15 protein-coding genes and 2 pseudogenes are annotated in these 14,390 nt (G+C 62.8%); 1 reads left to right on the plus strand and 16 read right to left on the minus strand.

Annotation, left to right across the window (positions count from 1 at the left end; translation table 11 throughout):
- Window positions 1-465 precede the first annotated feature (465 nt).
- The 12 genes and pseudogenes from dhaK to AAE027_RS21110 all read right to left on the minus strand — a co-directional run bounded on the left by dhaK (window position 466) and on the right by AAE027_RS21110 (window position 10,467).
- Window positions 466-1,444, minus strand: a pseudogene (gene dhaK / locus AAE027_RS21055) (dihydroxyacetone kinase subunit DhaK).
- Between the two features lie 38 nt (window positions 1,445-1,482).
- Window positions 1,483-1,914 carry a hypothetical protein gene (locus tag AAE027_RS21060; protein ID WP_370986680.1) on the minus strand — a complete coding sequence of 144 codons (432 nt, stop codon included), beginning with the start codon at window positions 1,912-1,914 and terminating at the stop codon, window positions 1,483-1,485.
- The gene (ptsP, locus tag AAE027_RS21065) at window positions 1,911-3,536 is read right to left on the minus strand and encodes a phosphoenolpyruvate--protein phosphotransferase (RefSeq protein WP_370986679.1); all 1,626 of its coding nucleotides are present in this window, start codon (window positions 3,534-3,536) and stop codon (window positions 1,911-1,913) included. The genes AAE027_RS21060 and ptsP overlap by 4 nt, the downstream gene beginning before the upstream one ends.
- The gene (locus AAE027_RS21070) at window positions 3,514-3,822 is read right to left on the minus strand and encodes an HPr family phosphocarrier protein (RefSeq protein ID WP_370986678.1); all 309 of its coding nucleotides are present in this window, start codon (window positions 3,820-3,822) and stop codon (window positions 3,514-3,516) included. The genes ptsP and AAE027_RS21070 overlap by 23 nt, the downstream gene beginning before the upstream one ends.
- On the minus strand, window positions 3,815-4,201 hold the full coding sequence (gene dhaM / locus AAE027_RS21075) for a dihydroxyacetone kinase phosphoryl donor subunit DhaM (protein WP_027557143.1): 387 nt from the start codon (window positions 4,199-4,201) through the stop codon (window positions 3,815-3,817). The genes AAE027_RS21070 and dhaM overlap by 8 nt, the downstream gene beginning before the upstream one ends.
- Window positions 4,198-4,812, minus strand: coding sequence for a dihydroxyacetone kinase subunit DhaL (gene dhaL / locus AAE027_RS21080; RefSeq protein WP_370986677.1), 615 nt, complete (start codon window positions 4,810-4,812; stop codon window positions 4,198-4,200). Before dhaL ends, dhaM begins: the two co-directional genes overlap by 4 nt.
- Window positions 4,809-5,816 (minus strand): ABC transporter ATP-binding protein, encoded by a 1,008-nt coding sequence (locus AAE027_RS21085; protein ID WP_370986676.1) that lies wholly within the window; start codon window positions 5,814-5,816, stop codon window positions 4,809-4,811. The genes dhaL and AAE027_RS21085 overlap by 4 nt, the downstream gene beginning before the upstream one ends.
- Entirely contained in the window at window positions 5,809-6,906 is a 1,098-nt protein-coding gene (locus tag AAE027_RS21090; protein WP_370986675.1) for an ABC transporter ATP-binding protein, read from the minus strand. The genes AAE027_RS21085 and AAE027_RS21090 overlap by 8 nt, the downstream gene beginning before the upstream one ends.
- 6 nt (window positions 6,907-6,912) lie before the next feature.
- On the minus strand, window positions 6,913-7,125 hold the full coding sequence (locus AAE027_RS21095) for a hypothetical protein (protein ID WP_370986674.1): 213 nt from the start codon (window positions 7,123-7,125) through the stop codon (window positions 6,913-6,915).
- Window positions 7,122-8,075: a carbohydrate ABC transporter permease gene (locus AAE027_RS21100; RefSeq protein WP_370986673.1), complete on the minus strand. Its 954-nt coding sequence runs from the start codon at window positions 8,073-8,075 to the stop codon at window positions 7,122-7,124. Before AAE027_RS21100 ends, AAE027_RS21095 begins: the two co-directional genes overlap by 4 nt.
- Window positions 8,072-9,031, minus strand: a complete 960-nt coding sequence (locus tag AAE027_RS21105; RefSeq protein ID WP_370986672.1) for a carbohydrate ABC transporter permease — start codon at window positions 9,029-9,031, stop codon at window positions 8,072-8,074. Before AAE027_RS21105 ends, AAE027_RS21100 begins: the two co-directional genes overlap by 4 nt.
- 101 nt (window positions 9,032-9,132) lie before the next feature.
- On the minus strand, window positions 9,133-10,467 hold the full coding sequence (locus AAE027_RS21110; protein ID WP_370986671.1) for an ABC transporter substrate-binding protein: 1,335 nt from the start codon (window positions 10,465-10,467) through the stop codon (window positions 9,133-9,135).
- Between the two features lie 167 nt (window positions 10,468-10,634).
- Here AAE027_RS21110 and AAE027_RS21115 point away from each other — a divergent pair, with 167 nt between their 5' ends.
- Window positions 10,635-10,946 (plus strand): hypothetical protein, encoded by a 312-nt coding sequence (locus AAE027_RS21115; protein ID WP_370986903.1) that lies wholly within the window; start codon window positions 10,635-10,637, stop codon window positions 10,944-10,946.
- Here AAE027_RS21115 and AAE027_RS21120 read toward each other — a convergent pair.
- The 4 genes and pseudogenes from AAE027_RS21120 to AAE027_RS21135 all read right to left on the minus strand — a co-directional run.
- Window positions 10,847-11,133 (minus strand): annotated as a pseudogene (locus tag AAE027_RS21120) (SDR family NAD(P)-dependent oxidoreductase); the annotation flags it as partial. The gene AAE027_RS21115 and the pseudogene AAE027_RS21120 sit on opposite strands and share 100 nt — an antisense overlap.
- 35 nt (window positions 11,134-11,168) lie before the next feature.
- Window positions 11,169-11,870 carry an HpcH/HpaI aldolase family protein gene (locus AAE027_RS21125; RefSeq protein ID WP_370986670.1) on the minus strand — a complete coding sequence of 234 codons (702 nt, stop codon included), beginning with the start codon at window positions 11,868-11,870 and terminating at the stop codon, window positions 11,169-11,171.
- A gap of 14 nt (window positions 11,871-11,884) precedes the next feature.
- Window positions 11,885-12,688 (minus strand): SDR family NAD(P)-dependent oxidoreductase, encoded by an 804-nt coding sequence (locus tag AAE027_RS21130; protein ID WP_370986669.1) that lies wholly within the window; start codon window positions 12,686-12,688, stop codon window positions 11,885-11,887.
- Between the two features lie 7 nt (window positions 12,689-12,695).
- Complete coding sequence (locus AAE027_RS21135) at window positions 12,696-14,378, minus strand: hydantoinase B/oxoprolinase family protein (protein ID WP_370986668.1); 1,683 nt, start codon at window positions 14,376-14,378, stop codon at window positions 12,696-12,698.
- Between the last annotated feature and the right edge of the window lie 12 nt (window positions 14,379-14,390).

A 14,390-nucleotide genomic window follows, 5' to 3' on the forward strand; every position in this document is an offset into this window, starting at 1 on the left:
CTGAGATATTTCGTTCCGATCGGCCCTTCATGCTATTGGACCGATTGAGACATCTGGTTTGACGAGGCTTCCGCAGCTTGGCTCTTCTAGGACCATATATGCATGAATTGGAAGCGGAAATCGCTCCTTCGGATTCTCAGTGCACACGTCACGCACACGAGGGGAGGAGTGCGCAGGCTGTCTCGCTTATACTCATTTCGCGATGTGAGTATATTCGCGGCCCGGTGCGCCCCTTAGGAACTGGCGGCTATTGGAGCGGCGCGCTGCGGCGATAATACAGCAGCGAACACGGCGTCACGCCAATGACGGCCCGGTTTAAGCAAAACGCCCTGTCATCAACTTTGGAGAAAGTACTTTACACTCCACCGATGGTGTCTATGGGGCAAACGACTTTGGCCGACGGCCGCATAGCGAGCCTCAGGATTATCCTATCATCGCGCATGATCAACCTTGCGTTCCCGTCCATCAGATACCCCAGCGTATCGCTGCGGTATGCACCGGGGCGTTTTGATTGGCTGTCGAGCACCGAGACGGTGATCGAGGCGCCGGCCATGTCGAGCGACGTGACATAAGAACCCGTCAGGAAACGGGTCGCCGTGATGCCCGCCCCATCCAGAATACGCTTGGCGCTATTGACCATCAGATAGAGTTCGATCAGTGGCGTTGCGCCGAACCCGTTAACCAGAAGCAGGACTTCGCTACCCCTGCTTGGTGCGAGGTCATCCAGGATCGCATTGAGCATCTCGCCAGCGATGTCATCGGCGGACGCCAGCGGCACCCTGCGGCGCCCCGGCTCCCCGTGAATACCGACACCCATTTCCATTTCGTTATCAGCCAGCGTGAAGTTCGGCCGGCCTGCTGCCGGAACAGTACACGGCAGCAGCGCCACACCCATCGAGCGGGTGCGCTGATTAACGCCATCGCCGAGCGTCTTGAGCTCGGCGAGCGGCATGCCCTTTTCGGCGGCGGCGCCGACCATCTTTTCCACGATCAACGTTCCCGCGACGCCGCGACGGCCGGTCGTGTAGGTGGATTTCTCGACCGCGACGTCGTCGTTGGTTACCACGCTGGCGACGTCGCGCCCGGCCATCTCGGCGGCCATGGTGAAATTCATCACATCGCCTTCGTAGTTCTTGACGATGAAGAGCACGCCCGCTCCCGTGTCGACGGCTTCGGCAGCCTCGATCATCTGGTCCGGCGTTGGTGACGTGAAGACCTGCCCCGGACAGGCTGCATCGAGCATGCCGTGGCCGACGAAGCCCGCATGAAGCGGTTCATGGCCGGAGCCGCCACCCGAGATGAGCGCGACCTTGCCCGGCTTCAGGCTGCGACGGCGCACGAATTTCCGCTCAGTGCCGAGCAGCAGGATATCGGCATGGGCCGCCGCCAATCCGTCGAGACTCTCTTCAAGCATCGTGTCGGCGCTGTTGATCAGTTTTTTCATGGCGTCCTCCCGATTATCTTTTTTACTGTTCGAATTCGTCAGCCGATGCTTTCGGCGTAGCGCGCGAGCTGAGCAGCAAAGTCGACGATGAGCTGCTCCAGCGCGCGATTTTTCTTGTCGTCGCCGAGGTCGGGCACCGTCACAGTAACGACGCGCGTGCGCGCCTCGCGATGGGCGCCGCGCAGCCGCCCCGGATGCGCGCGCCCATAGGCTTCGAGGAAAGCCGCACGCTCGGCACCCGAGAGATGGCAGACCTCGAAGATGATCGCGACATGCTTGGCCGGGATCGGTACCAGATAGGCCGGATTTGTGATCTGGCTGACGAAGGAGCGGTTCTTGCCGAGCGCCGCCGCGAGTTTCAGCCGCGTCCCGGATGGTCGGTTGTCGAGCGCTCGGCGCAAGATAAGCTTGTAATCCGCTACATTACTGTCGCCCGGCCGGCTTGTGTCTTCGTCTTTATCATCCGTCATGCAGTCACCCCAGCGATGGCAGCCTTGAGCCTAGCCACCGCAATCGGCGAGACCGAGAGCGTCGTCAAGCCCGTCGCCAGCAACGCCTTGGTCAGACGCGTGTCCGCCGCGGCATCGCCGCAGAGCGAGACCTCGACGCCACGCTTGCGTCCGGCCTCGACCGTCCGCGCAATCAGCGCCAGCACCGCAGGATGGCCGGCATCGTTGAGGTCTGCGACAGCGCCGATATCGCGTGCCGCAGCCATTGTGTATTGGGTCAGGTCGTTGGACCCGACGGAATAGAATGCCGCACTGAAGTCCTCTGCACATAACGCGGCCGACGGGACCTCGACCATGATGCCGAGCGGTGGCCGGGCGCAGGCGATGCCCTCTGCCTTGAGGGCTGCAAACTCCGCATCCAGCATGGCGTTGGCGCGGTCAAGCTCCGCGGGGACCGCGACCATCGGCAACATCACCTTCAGCGTCCCATGGACGGCCGCCCGGCACAGCGCTCGCAACTGCACACGAAACACGTCCGGCCGCGCCAGCGAGAGCCGGATTCCGCGCAAGCCCAGGAATGGATTGCGCTCGCCATCGACCGTCAGGCCCGGGATTGGCTTATCGCCGCCGGCATCAAGCGTACGGATCGTCACCGGCCGTCCTGCGGCCCATTCGAGAATGCGGCGGTAGACCGCGTATTGCGCATCCTCACCGGGCAGGCCTCTCGACCCCTCGAACAGAAACTCCGTCCGCACCAGGCCGATGCCGTCGCAGATGGCGGGATCGAGGCTCGCAAGGTCTTCAGGCGCGGCAACATTAAGTAGGACAGCGATGCGCCTGCCATCGGCCGTTACCGCCGGCTTGAGGCGCCCGGCGTCGGCAGCAATCTGCGCGGCATTCGCTGCCGCCATGCGACGCTCGAACTGGCGGCGCGTCTCGGGTTTGGGATCAAAGATTACGGTACCGTTGTCGCCATCGACCAGCGCCAGTGACGGCGGCTGCCCGTTCCATGGCAATGGCCCCAATCCAATCACCATGGGAGCGCCGCGCGACCGTGCAAGCATCGCGACATGCGACGACGGCGATCCGCTGGCAAGCGCAATGGCGCCGCCGCGAGTCCAGTCAACGGCGAGGAACGTCGACGGAGAAATATCATCACCTGTGACGACGGAGTCGCCGGAGATCTTTGCGATCGCATCAGTACCATTCAGACTCGCGAACACGCGGTCACGAATGTCGACCAGATCCGCGGCCCGGGCCCGGAAGTATTCCTCATCCGCGGCGCGATAGCCGGCGATCTCCGCGTCGAGTGCCGCGCGCCAGGCCTCATCGGCAGCTGTACCGCCCGCAATAGCTTGATAAGCCCCCTCCGCAAGCGCATCGTCACCGAGCATCGCGACCTGGAATTCCAGGATCTCCGCGGCCTCGCCATGAACCTTCGCGATCAATTCGGCGAGCTCTGCGGCTGCCGCCTCGATCGCCCCCCTCAACGCTGCGGCTTCCTGAGCTGGATCCCCCTTCGTCGCCCTGCTCGCCACTGCACTCGTCAGTACGACAACCGGGCCGATGGCGAGGCCTGGCGATGCGGGATGACCGGTGAGATGGATCTCGCCCACGATCTCACGCCTCGCCGAAGCCGTCATGGACCAGCGCCAGCATGGCCGCGAGTGCCGCCTCTCCATCCGGACCACTGATGCGGAAATGCAGCGTCGCACCCTGCGGTGCCTTCACACGCATCACCTTCACCGGGCTCTTGGCATCGGTCCAGGGCCCGTCGGCAGCGAGGGCAATTTCGATCTTTGCGGCAAAACCCTTCGCGCATTGCGTCAGCTTTACCGATGGCCGCGCGTGCAGGCCGACCGGATTGACAAGAACCGCCGAGGCGGTCAGCGGCGCAAAGTTCTGAGCCGCCCGGTTGACATCATGCATAGAATTCCTCCGCACTGCGCTTGACAGCGGCCAGCGACGAGCCGCCCGAAGACTCGGTCGCAGCGATCACAGCCCCTTCGACCACCGGGGCATTGCAGACCAGGACGCGCGCGCGCCGATCTTCAGGGAGCATCTCCACCGCCATCTCGGAATTGGTCTCGGCTCCGCCGAGATCGACCAAGATCGCAACGCCTGCCGGTGACCAGGCTGTTTCGATCGCTTCGAGGATTCCTGCGACATTCGTACCTAGCCCGCCATCGACATCGCCACCGGTCCAGGCCAGCGGCACTGCGTCTCCAACCATCTGGCGCACCATATCGGCCGCGCCTTCCGCGATCTTCGGCGAATGCGACACGATGACAATTCCGACATTGCTCATGTATTGACCTCGAACTCCAGTGTCTCAACTGCTGCGCCGATCAGAAGGGACGCCGAGCGCGCCCCCGGGTCCATATGACCGATGGAACGTTCGCCGAGAAACGACGCGCGGCCGCGGATCGCCTGCATCGGCGTGGTGCGATCGGCCGCTTGTGCCGCCTCGGCCGCGATCGACCTGGCATCGCCGCCTGCCGCAAGCAAGGCGTGCACCGGCACCAGGACATCCAGCAGCGTCTTCTGCCCCGCTTCGGAACGGCCGCGCGCCTTGACGGCCTCGATCGCCTTCTCCGTTGCCGCAACCAGATCAGCCCGGCTCGGCTGCTCTGGAACGGCCTTGCCCAGTTCCATGAAGAAAGTTCCGACCAACGGTCCCGAAGCACCGCCGACCTTCATGACGAGGGTCATTCCGATCGCCTTCAGCATTTCCGGGAGCGACTTGTCGGCAAGGCCCGGCAGTGCCGCGAGCACCGCTTCGAAACCGCGCTTCATGTTCAGCCCATGATCACCATCGCCAATCGCCTGGTCGAGGCTCGTCAATTCGTCCGCGTGCTCGATCACTGACGCCGCCAGCGCTCGCACCAATCTTTCCCTGGCTACCCGATCAAGGCTCATGCCGCTACCCTCCAGCCCTTCGCATCGAAAAACAGCGGTTTATTCAGACGGAGCGACACAATGTCCCCGGCGCCAAAGCCCACCTCGGGATCCGCCAGGGTCACGACCGGCCGACCAGCGACGTCGAGATGGAGATGGCTCTGGTCGCCGAGATGTTCGACGCGCTTGACGGTTGCCGAGACGTCGCCGCTGCCGCGCGCAATCGTCAGATGCTCGGTCCGCGCGCCGATCGTCTCGGCGCCATCAGGCGCGCCGGCGAACAGGGCCGCCGGCAGCAGATTGATCACCGGCTGGCCCAGCCGCGCGGCGACATGCGCGTTGATCGGGTTCTCGTAGATCTCCCGCGGCGTACCGATCTGCATCAGCCGCCCGCCTTCGACCACGCCGATACGCGACGCCATGGTCATCGCCTCGGTCTGATCGTGGGTGACATAGAGGATCGTCGCGCCGAGATCGACCTGAATCCGCTTGAGCTCGAGGCGCAGCTCGCCGCGAAGCTTGGCATCCAGCGAGGAGAGCGGCTCGTCCATCAGATAGATCGAGGGCGAACGGACCAGAGCCCGGCCGATCGCAACGCGCTGCATCTGCCCGCCCGACAGCTGCGTCGCCTTGTTGTCAAGCTTGGTCTCGATATGAAGCAGACGCGCTACCTCCTGCACCTTCGCGCGGATGTCAGCTTCGGGCACACGGCGCGTCGGCGCGCGCAGCGCGAAGGCCATGTTCTCGAACACGGTGAGGTGCGGATACAGCGAATATTGCTGGAAGACAAAGGCAACGTCGCGATCGGCCGGCGCATCGGCGGTCACGTTGCGCCCGTCGATGCGGATCGAGCCAGAATCCGGCTGCTCCAATCCGGCGATCAAGCGCAATGCCGTGGTCTTGCCGGCACCGGTCGGCCCGAGCAGTGCCACGAACTCGCCGTCACCAACGGTCAGCGACAGATCGCTCAACGCGTGAGTCTTGCCGAAGGCCTTTGAGACGGAGTTGATCTCGACCTCAGCCATGCGCGCCTCCTTCATGCAACGCGGTGCGTATAGCCCGGCCGGATGCCTTGTCGAAGATCGACAGCGTATCGGGCCGGAAGTCGAGCCCGACGGTCTCGCCGGTCCGAAACGATCTGCTGCTGGGTGAGCGGGCCTTGAGCGCACCGTAATGCGTCGTCACGGTCACGATCTGCGTCGTGCCCAGATATTCCGTGCCATAGACTTCGCCGCGCACCATGCCGCGATCGGTAAAGCGCACATGCTCGGGCCGTACCCCGAGCACGAGCTCGCTTTCCGCCATCGCCTCCCGCACCGCAGGAATTGCTACATCGCGCTCGCCGAGCCTGATCGCCTCTGCGTCGGTTTGCAGGCCGCCACGGAACGACAGGAAATTCATGGGCGGCGAGCCGATGAAGTCGGCGACGAACAGCGAAGCAGGCCGGTCATAGATGTCACGCGGGCTCGCCACCTGCTCGACGACGCCATTGTTCATCACCGCGATCCTGTCAGCCATCGCCATGGCCTCGAGCTGATCATGCGTGACATAGACGGTCGTCGCGCCGAGCCGGTCGTGCAGGGCGCGCAGTTCATGAATCATGGCCTCGCGCATCTCGGTATCGAGCGCGCCGAGCGGCTCGTCCATCAGGAAGCATTTTGGCTTGCGCACAATCGCCCGCCCCAGCGCAACACGCTGCCGGTCGCCGCCGGCAAGGCCGGAGACGGAGCGGTCGAGAAGGTGCGAGATCCGCAGGCTGCGCGCGGCCTCGACGACTCGCCGGTTGCGCTCGGCCGCACCGATGCCCTCGCATTTCAGGGGAAAGCCTATGTTGCGCCGGACATTCATATGCGGATAGAGCGCAAAGAGCTGGAACACGAAGGCAATGTCGCGCGCCGATGCGCGGTTCATCGTCACGTCCTCGCCGTCGAGCCTGATTGTGCCCGCCGTCGGCAGCTCCAGCCCCGCGATCATGCGGAGCGTCGTGGTCTTGCCGCAACCGGACGGGCCCAGCAGGCAAAGGAACTGGCCGTCCTCCACCGTGAAGCTGGCGGACTTGACCGCATGGAAGTTACCGAAGGATTTGTCGAGCGCCTCGACCTTGATCTGTGCCATCGCGCCCTACTCCCGGACCTTGGACACGATGGTGAACATCACCGTGCCGAACAGGGTCGTCGCAAACGACCAGGAATACAGTGTCAGAGACAATGGCTGCATCAGCATTACGATGCCGGCGGCGATGATCGTCGTCGCGATGGCTTCGAGCGCGCCGCGGCGCAGGACGCGATCGGCGAGACCACGACGCGCGATGGTTGGGGTGAGATCGAGACTCATTTGCGAACGGCTCCAAAGGTGATGCCGCGCAGCAGATGCTTGCGCAGAAGCACCGTGAACACCACGATCGGCACCAGGAACAGTGTCGTCCCGGCGGCGACCGCGGGCCAATCCTGTCCGCCCTCGCCGATGATGATCGGAATGAACGGCGGCGCCGTCTGCGCGTTGCCCGAGGTGAGAAGCACCGCAAAGGCGTATTCGTTCCAGGCGAAGATCAGGCAGAAGATCGCGGTTGCCGCGATTCCCGTGGTGGCCTGCGGCAGCACCACCTTCACGAAGGCCTGGAAGCGGGTGTAACCGTCGATCATCGCGGCTTCCTCGTACTCGCGCGGGATTTCGTCGATGAAACCCTTGAGCAGCCAGACCGCAAGCGAGACGTTGACCGAGGTGTAGAGCAAGATCATCCCGAGCCTTGTGTCCGACAGACCGATGGTGCGGTACATCAGATAGATCGGGATTGCGACCGCGATCGGCGGCATCATCCGGGTCGACAGGATGAAGAACAGCAGATCGTCCTTCAGCGGCACGCGGAAGCGCGAGAAGCCGTAGGCCGACAGGGTACCCAAAGCGACAGCGAGCACCGTCGAGCCGAACGCGATGATCAGCGAGTTGACGAAGCGCGGCACATAGTTCGAGGGACCTGCGACCACCATGTTGCGGTCGCGCGCGATACTATCGCAAAGCCCCTGCGGCGGCCCCAGTGAGCGGATGAATTCCGGCGTCTGGCGCGAGCGGGTCGTGAACAGATTGCAGAAGCCTTCAAGCGACGGCTTGAACATCACCTTGGGCGGATAGGAGATCGCATCGTCAGGCGACTTGAACGCGGTGAGCATGATCCAGACCAGCGGGATCATGGTGATGATGGCATAGAGCACGACCAGCGTGCCGGCAAAGCGCCGCGTCGTGGCCGATGGCTCGACGACCGAATGGGCTGTGGTGGCTGATGTCATCGGCTTTTCACCTTGTTCAGCGCCTTGACGTAGATATTGGCGAGGCCGAAGACCGTCACGAACAGGATGATCGCGAAGGCCGAGGAATAGCCGGTGCGCCAGCTCTCGAAGGCCGCACGCTTGAGCGTGATCGAGGCGACTTCCGTGGTCGATCCCGGCCCGCCGCCGGTGAGCAGGTTGACCATGTCGAACATCTTGAAATTCTCGATGCCGCGAAACAGCACCGCAAGCATGATGAATGGCAGCGCCATCGGCAGCGTGATCGACCAGAACTGCCGCCATTTCGACGCGCGGTCGACCTCCGCCGCCTCATAGATGTAATCAGGGATCGAACGCAGGCCTGCGAGACAAATCAGCATCACATAGGGCGTCCACATCCACGCATCGACGATAACGATGGCCCAGGGGGTCAGCGTGACGTCGCCCAGCATCTGGAAGGACGAGGCTGCACGGCCGGTGAAGAAGGCGACCACGTAATTGAACAGTCCGATCTGCGGCTGGTACAAGAACGTCCAAAAATTGCCGACGACGGCGGGCGACAGCATCATGGGCAGCAAGATGATCGTGGTCCACATCCCGTGGCCGCGGAATTTCTTGTCGATGAGGTAAGCAAGCCCAAATCCAAGGACGGTCTCGATCACCACCGTCCAGATCACGAAATGCGCCGTCACCTGCATCGCGGCCCAGATGTCGGGATCGGTCAGGATCGACTGGTACCAGTCGGCGCCCAGCCAGATCATCGGCACGTTGGCCCGGTTGGCGCGGTAGTTCGTGAACGACAGATAGATCGTCCAGAGCAGCGGGAAGATATTGATCGCCAGCAGCAGCACGATCGTCGGCGTGATGAAAAGCCAGGCGAGCGTCCTGTCCGACAGACCCCGGATACGACGCGCCACGCCTGGCCGGACCGGGACGGCCCGATAGGTGATCCGCGAAGAGGCACTCAATTCATTCATTGCAGCGACCGATCCTGGCACCCGGCGTCGACACTACGACGAATTCCGGTCATCTCGAAGGAAACCCGGAGCGCGAGCGCTCGCGCTCCGGGCAGCTGATTTCAGAACTTCTTGCCTTCTTCCTTGAAGATCGCCTTCCAGTCCTTCACGAGACCGTCGAGCGCTTCCTGCGCGGTGCCCTTGTCGGCCACCACATAGTCATGCACGCGCTTCTGCTCGGCTTGCAGCAGCTGGGCGTAGGAAGGTTCGGCCCAGAAGTCGACGACCATGCCCATCGACTGCAGGAACTCCTTGGCGAAGGGCGCGCTGTTCGGGAAGCTCGGGTCGTTCAGCACGGACTTGGCGCAGGAATAGCCGCCGAGCGCCCACCACTTCTTCTGGACGTCGCCGCCGGAAAACCATTTGATGTATTGCAGCGCTTCGGCCTGGTTCTTGGAGTAGGAGACCACCGAGATGCCCTGTCCCCCGAGCTGCGTCGCCTGTGCGGCGGGACCGGCCGGATTGACGAAGAAGCCGATCTTGTCGCCGCCGACATTCGGGTCCTTGTAGAGGCCCGGGAAGAAGGCGAAGAAGTTCATCTGCAGCGCGACTTGGCCGGACTTGAAGGCGTCAAGCCCCTCCGACATGTAGGAATTGGAGGCGCCGGGCGGCGTGCAGCACTTGTAGAGATCCTTGTAGGCCTCGAGCCCCTTCACGGCACTGGCCGAGTTCACGAACCCGTCCATCGCATAGGGCTTCTTCGGATCGTCGTATTTGAAGCCGTAGTCGTAGAGGTAGTTCGAGACACCCATGGTGATGCCTTCGGAGCCACGCTCGGTATAGATCGAGGCGCCATAGACTTTCTTGCCGTCGATCTCACGACCCTGAAAGAATTGCGCGATGTCCTTGAGCTCATCGAGCGTCTTCGGCACCGCGATATCGCGGCCGTACTTGGCCTTGAAATCTTTCTGCACGTCCGGCCGCGCGAACCAGTCCTTCCGATAGGTCCAGCCCACCGCATCGCCCATCGCCGGCAGCGCCCAGTAGTTCGGCGTGTTCTTCGGCCACTCGGAATAACCGACCACCGTGGCCGGCATGTAGTCGTCCATGCTGATTCCTTCCTTTTTGAAGAAATCATTGAGCTTGACGTACTGGCCGTTCTCCGCAGCGCCGCCGATCCATTGTGAATCGCCGATGATGAGGTCGCAGAGCGAGCCGTGCGAATTGAGCTCGTTCAGGAAGCGATCGGCGTAATTGGTCCACGGCACGAATTCGAACTTCATACCAATGCCGGACTTGGCGGTGAAGTCCTTCGACAATTCGACCAGCGCGTTGGCCGGGTCCCATGCGGCCCAGCACAGCGTGATGGTCTTGCCTTGCGCCTGCGCGGAGGTCGTCCCCGCTCCGACACCGAATGCGGCGGCAACAGCTCCGCATGCCACAACAAGCGTCTTCATTGTCCGTTTCATTACACGTTCCCTCCGAGTGGGCCGGCCATCGACATGGCGCGGCTTTCCTACCCGCTCGAATGCCTCGAGCAGAGCGACACAGTCCGTAACGAGTTGAATAACTAAACTGGCGTTTCCTCGCGCCGCCCGGATTCTAGAGGCCCGGCAGGCTCGATTTGTTTAGTGAAACACCATTTACTAAACATTGCAAGCGCAGTTTGGCTGGTCATCCGCTCGGCCGCCGGCAAGTTTGGTTTCGTCACGAGTTGATCGCTGTTGCAGACAAGCAGGAGCGTCGCCGGAGCAAGGCTGATCACCAGGTCCAGGTGATGACAGTTAGCTTGATAGCTTTAGATGAATGGCATCGACCAGTAAGCAACGCGCTGGTGCCGGCATTGTTGACGAGAATGTCGATCGGCCCGATCGCCGCTTCAATGCGCGAGATCCCGCCGCGAACGGCCTCGGCGCAGGTTACATCGAAGCTATGACTGCGACGTCATGGCCGCCGGCTCTGATGCTCGCCGCGGCCGCATCCAGTTTATTGCGGTCGCAGCCATTCAGGACGACCGGTGCGCCGTGCTCGGCCAGCCCTCGCGCGATCGCAAGCCCAATCCCTTGCGACGATCCCGTAACCAGCGCGCGTCGCCCGGCGAGATTGAACAATACGAATGCCATGGCTTCTCTTTCACAGCAGGGTGTGGCGTCCGAACTCAGCGAGCGAGCGACTTCTTGATGCCGGCCAGACCGACACGCAGGAACGGGTCGGAGTGGATGTAGAAATACCGCACACCTTGTTCGAGCAGGGAGGGCAACTCGTCCGACGTCACGAGCGTGCCAGCGACCTTACCCGCTGCGCGAATCTTCTTCACGGCGTAGACAACCCGCTCCATCACGGCCAACGGACGCGGCTGCCCGAACGGCGGCGCCGGCGGATAACCCATGTTCTGCGAGAGGTCGCCGGGCCCGATGAAGAACACGTCGATCCCTTCGACCGCGAGTAGTTCGTCGATGCCATCGATCGCCTTCGGCGTCTCGATCATGGCAATGACGAACCGCCTCTCGTGATCGGCAGGGCATGCATAGCGCACCGCATCGACGATCGCGCGCGCCTGGTCTGCGGTATCGACCATCGGCACCATCAGGCCGTCGGCGCCGGCATTGAGATAGCGGATCAGGACCGGCCGCTCATGGGAATGCGGGCGAACGATCGCGGCGCCGCCGGCACCGCGGATAGCTTGGGCCGTGACCCGCACATCCTCAAAGCTCCAGGTGCCGTGCTCGCAATCGAGGAAGATGGCATCGGCACCGAGCTCGACCAGCCGGACAGCCAGTCCCGAGGACGAGTGATGCGGCGTGAACATGGTGACCGCCTCGCACTTCGCAAGGCGCTCGCGCAACTTGGCTCCGTTCATGGGAATCCTCTTCTCTAGCTCTTCGGCTTGTCGGCGAGGCCCGCGGGCGCGCCGACCCAGCGAGCCGTCTCGATGTCCGCGGACGTATCGCGCATGAAAGTCGGGCAGATGTGCAACTCGGGTATCATCGCGCCCTTTTGCAGGCTCGCGCAGAGCAGAACCGCGCGCGCGACGTCGTGCGGATTGAGCATCGCGGCGCGTTCGCTATCCAAAGGCGGACGGGCGCGATTATCCATGATCGGCGTGTCGGTCTCGCCAGGGAGGATCGTCGTCGCACGGATGCCCTGATTGCGAAACGTGTTGTGCAGGAAAGTCATGAAGTTCTTCACGCCCGCCTTGGCCGCGCCGTAGGCTGCTCCTCCGAGCAGGTTCGGATTGACGACCGCCAGCGAGGAGACCGTGATGATCGTGCCTTCCTTCCTGGTAATCATGTCCTCCAGCACGGCCTGCGTCAGGTTGAACACGGCGGTAAGATTGACGTTGATCGTAGCGTTCCACTCCGCCTCGCTGATGAACCGCGCGTTGGGCACCTTGCTGGCACTGCCGGCGTTGTTGACGAGGATGTCGACCGACCCGATATGGCCCTTGACCCAGGCAACGATTTCCAAGATCGCATCCCGCGACGCAACGTCGAGCGCGCGAGCGACGGCATTGCCGCCCACCTTCTCGATCACGGACACAACCTCCTGCAGCGGCGCGACACGCCGCCCCGTCAGGACAACCGTCGCGCCTTCCTGGGCGAGCAGAATCGCGGTCTCGCGCCCAATCCCCGTTCCCGCACCCGTGACGAGTGCGATCTTTCCGTCGAGCAGGCCCATGGCTCTCCTATTCGGCGGCCGTCGCCGCCAGGCTTGAATGTTGATAGCCGTAAATCTGCCTCGCGGCCGCGGGCGTAATCAACCCTTCCGCGAGGTCGAGTTCGATCGATGCCGCACTGCGTTCGGACGTCTTGCCCCACCCGCCGCCGCCGGGCGTTTCGACCTGAAGACGATCGCCGGTTTTCAGGACGACCCTGCCCTTGGGGAACTGTGGTTCACCGTTCTTGTGCACCTTGCCGGCACTGCCGGACTGGCCGCCAACGACACCAAAGCAGGGATGGCGCACGCGCTCGGACGCCAGATAAATGTTCATGGGATTGCGACCGAGGTTGCGCAGCACCACGCGCTGGCCGAGACCGCCGCGGGTCTTTCCGGCTCCGCCGGAATCCGGGATCAACTCCTTGCACTCGGTGAGCGCCGGCACGGCAATCTCGAACATCTCGATCGCCGTGACTTTGCAGTTGGACGGGAAGCTCAGCGTATCGAGGCCGTCGAATTCGGCACGCGCACCCTGCCCGCCGTGGAAATTCTGCACCGAGCCGTATTGCGAACCATCGTCGCGCCGACCGACGCAGTTGGCGGCCCAGATCGGCGCGCCGCCGCTGTCGCCCATCACTTTGCCCGGCACCACGCCCTCCAGCGCCTTGAAGATCAGCGACGGAATGACGTGCCCAATCAGGTTGCGCGAATTGCCCGCCGTCCATTGTTGCGGATTGAGGATCGAGCCAAGCGGCGCCTCGTCGGTAATCGGGGTGATGCACCCCTCGTTGTTCGGCGTGTCCGGATCGAGCAGGCATTTCAATGCGTAGACCGAATGGGCGTAGCGATAATTGGTCCGGCAATTGATCGAGTGAAGGATCTGGTCGGACGTCCCGGCGTAGTCGACATGGATGGAATCGTCGCGGACGATGACAGCCGCTTTGAGCTTCACGTCAGTGTCGTAGCCGTCGAGCAGGACCTCTGCAGTATAGGTTCCGTTCGGCCATTCCCGAATTGCCTTGCGGGTCTGCGCCTCGGATCGAGAATGGATCGCGTCCGCGAGCTCATCAATGCCGTCGAGATCGTACTCGTCGAGGAATTTCTGCAATTCGCGGCCCATGACGTTGTTGGCAGCGATCATGGATTCCAGGTCGCCTATCACCTCGGTCGGAAGGCGCACGGAAGCCCCAATGATGTCGAGCACATCCTGGTTGGGAACGCCCGCCTTGTGCAGCTTCACGATCGGAAAGCGTATGCCTTCCTCGAAGATGTCGCTCGCTTCGGAATGCAAGGGAGCGCCGCCGATATCGGGCAGATGGGCGATCGAGCCGGCATAGGCCACGACCTTACCCTTCTTGAAGATCGGCGTGATCATCGTCACGTCAGGGAGGTGACCCGTGCCGATCTCGGGATCATTGGTGGCGAGCACGTCGCCTTCCTGCAGGGTCTCGGCCGGAAACTTCGGCAGGAAGTACTTTTGTGCGGCCACCGGCAGCGATGAGATGAACACCGGAATCGACCAGGTGCATTGGGCGAGTGCTCGGCCACGGCTGTCCATCAGCACGGTCACGTAGTCGTGGTTCTCGCGCACGATCGGCGAGAACGCGGTCCGGCCGAGCACGATGTCGGCCTGGTCTGCGATGAAGATCAACCTGTTCCACATCACCTGGAGGTTGATGGGATCGTTGAAGTCGGCGGCGTTCACGGACATGAGGCGTCGTCC

This window comes from Bradyrhizobium sp. DN3 (assembly GCF_041357655.1).
Lineage (GTDB): Bacteria > Pseudomonadota > Alphaproteobacteria > Rhizobiales > Xanthobacteraceae > Bradyrhizobium.

Excerpts from the sequence above, each read along its gene's own strand:
- AAE027_RS21060 (WP_370986680.1), bottom strand. The coding sequence starts at position 1,914 with ATGACGGATGATAAAGACGAAGACACAAGCCGGCCGGGCGACAGTAAT.
- ptsP (WP_370986679.1), bottom strand. The coding sequence starts at position 3,536 with ATGACGGCTTCGGCGAGGCGTGAGATCGTGGGCGAGATCCATCTCACC.
- AAE027_RS21070 (WP_370986678.1), bottom strand. The coding sequence starts at position 3,822 with ATGCATGATGTCAACCGGGCGGCTCAGAACTTTGCGCCGCTGACCGCC.
- dhaM (WP_027557143.1), bottom strand. The coding sequence starts at position 4,201 with ATGAGCAATGTCGGAATTGTCATCGTGTCGCATTCGCCGAAGATCGCG.
- dhaL (WP_370986677.1), bottom strand. The coding sequence starts at position 4,812 with ATGAGCCTTGATCGGGTAGCCAGGGAAAGATTGGTGCGAGCGCTGGCG.
- AAE027_RS21085 (WP_370986676.1), bottom strand. The coding sequence starts at position 5,816 with ATGGCTGAGGTCGAGATCAACTCCGTCTCAAAGGCCTTCGGCAAGACT.
- AAE027_RS21090 (WP_370986675.1), bottom strand. The coding sequence starts at position 6,906 with ATGGCACAGATCAAGGTCGAGGCGCTCGACAAATCCTTCGGTAACTTC.
- AAE027_RS21095 (WP_370986674.1), bottom strand. The coding sequence starts at position 7,125 with ATGAGTCTCGATCTCACCCCAACCATCGCGCGTCGTGGTCTCGCCGAT.
- AAE027_RS21100 (WP_370986673.1), bottom strand. The coding sequence starts at position 8,075 with ATGACATCAGCCACCACAGCCCATTCGGTCGTCGAGCCATCGGCCACG.
- AAE027_RS21105 (WP_370986672.1), bottom strand. The coding sequence starts at position 9,031 with ATGAATGAATTGAGTGCCTCTTCGCGGATCACCTATCGGGCCGTCCCG.
- AAE027_RS21110 (WP_370986671.1), bottom strand. The coding sequence starts at position 10,467 with ATGAAGACGCTTGTTGTGGCATGCGGAGCTGTTGCCGCCGCATTCGGT.
- AAE027_RS21125 (WP_370986670.1), bottom strand. The coding sequence starts at position 11,870 with ATGAACGGAGCCAAGTTGCGCGAGCGCCTTGCGAAGTGCGAGGCGGTC.
- AAE027_RS21130 (WP_370986669.1), bottom strand. The coding sequence starts at position 12,688 with ATGGGCCTGCTCGACGGAAAGATCGCACTCGTCACGGGTGCGGGAACG.
- AAE027_RS21135 (WP_370986668.1), bottom strand. The coding sequence starts at position 14,378 with ATGTCCGTGAACGCCGCCGACTTCAACGATCCCATCAACCTCCAGGTG.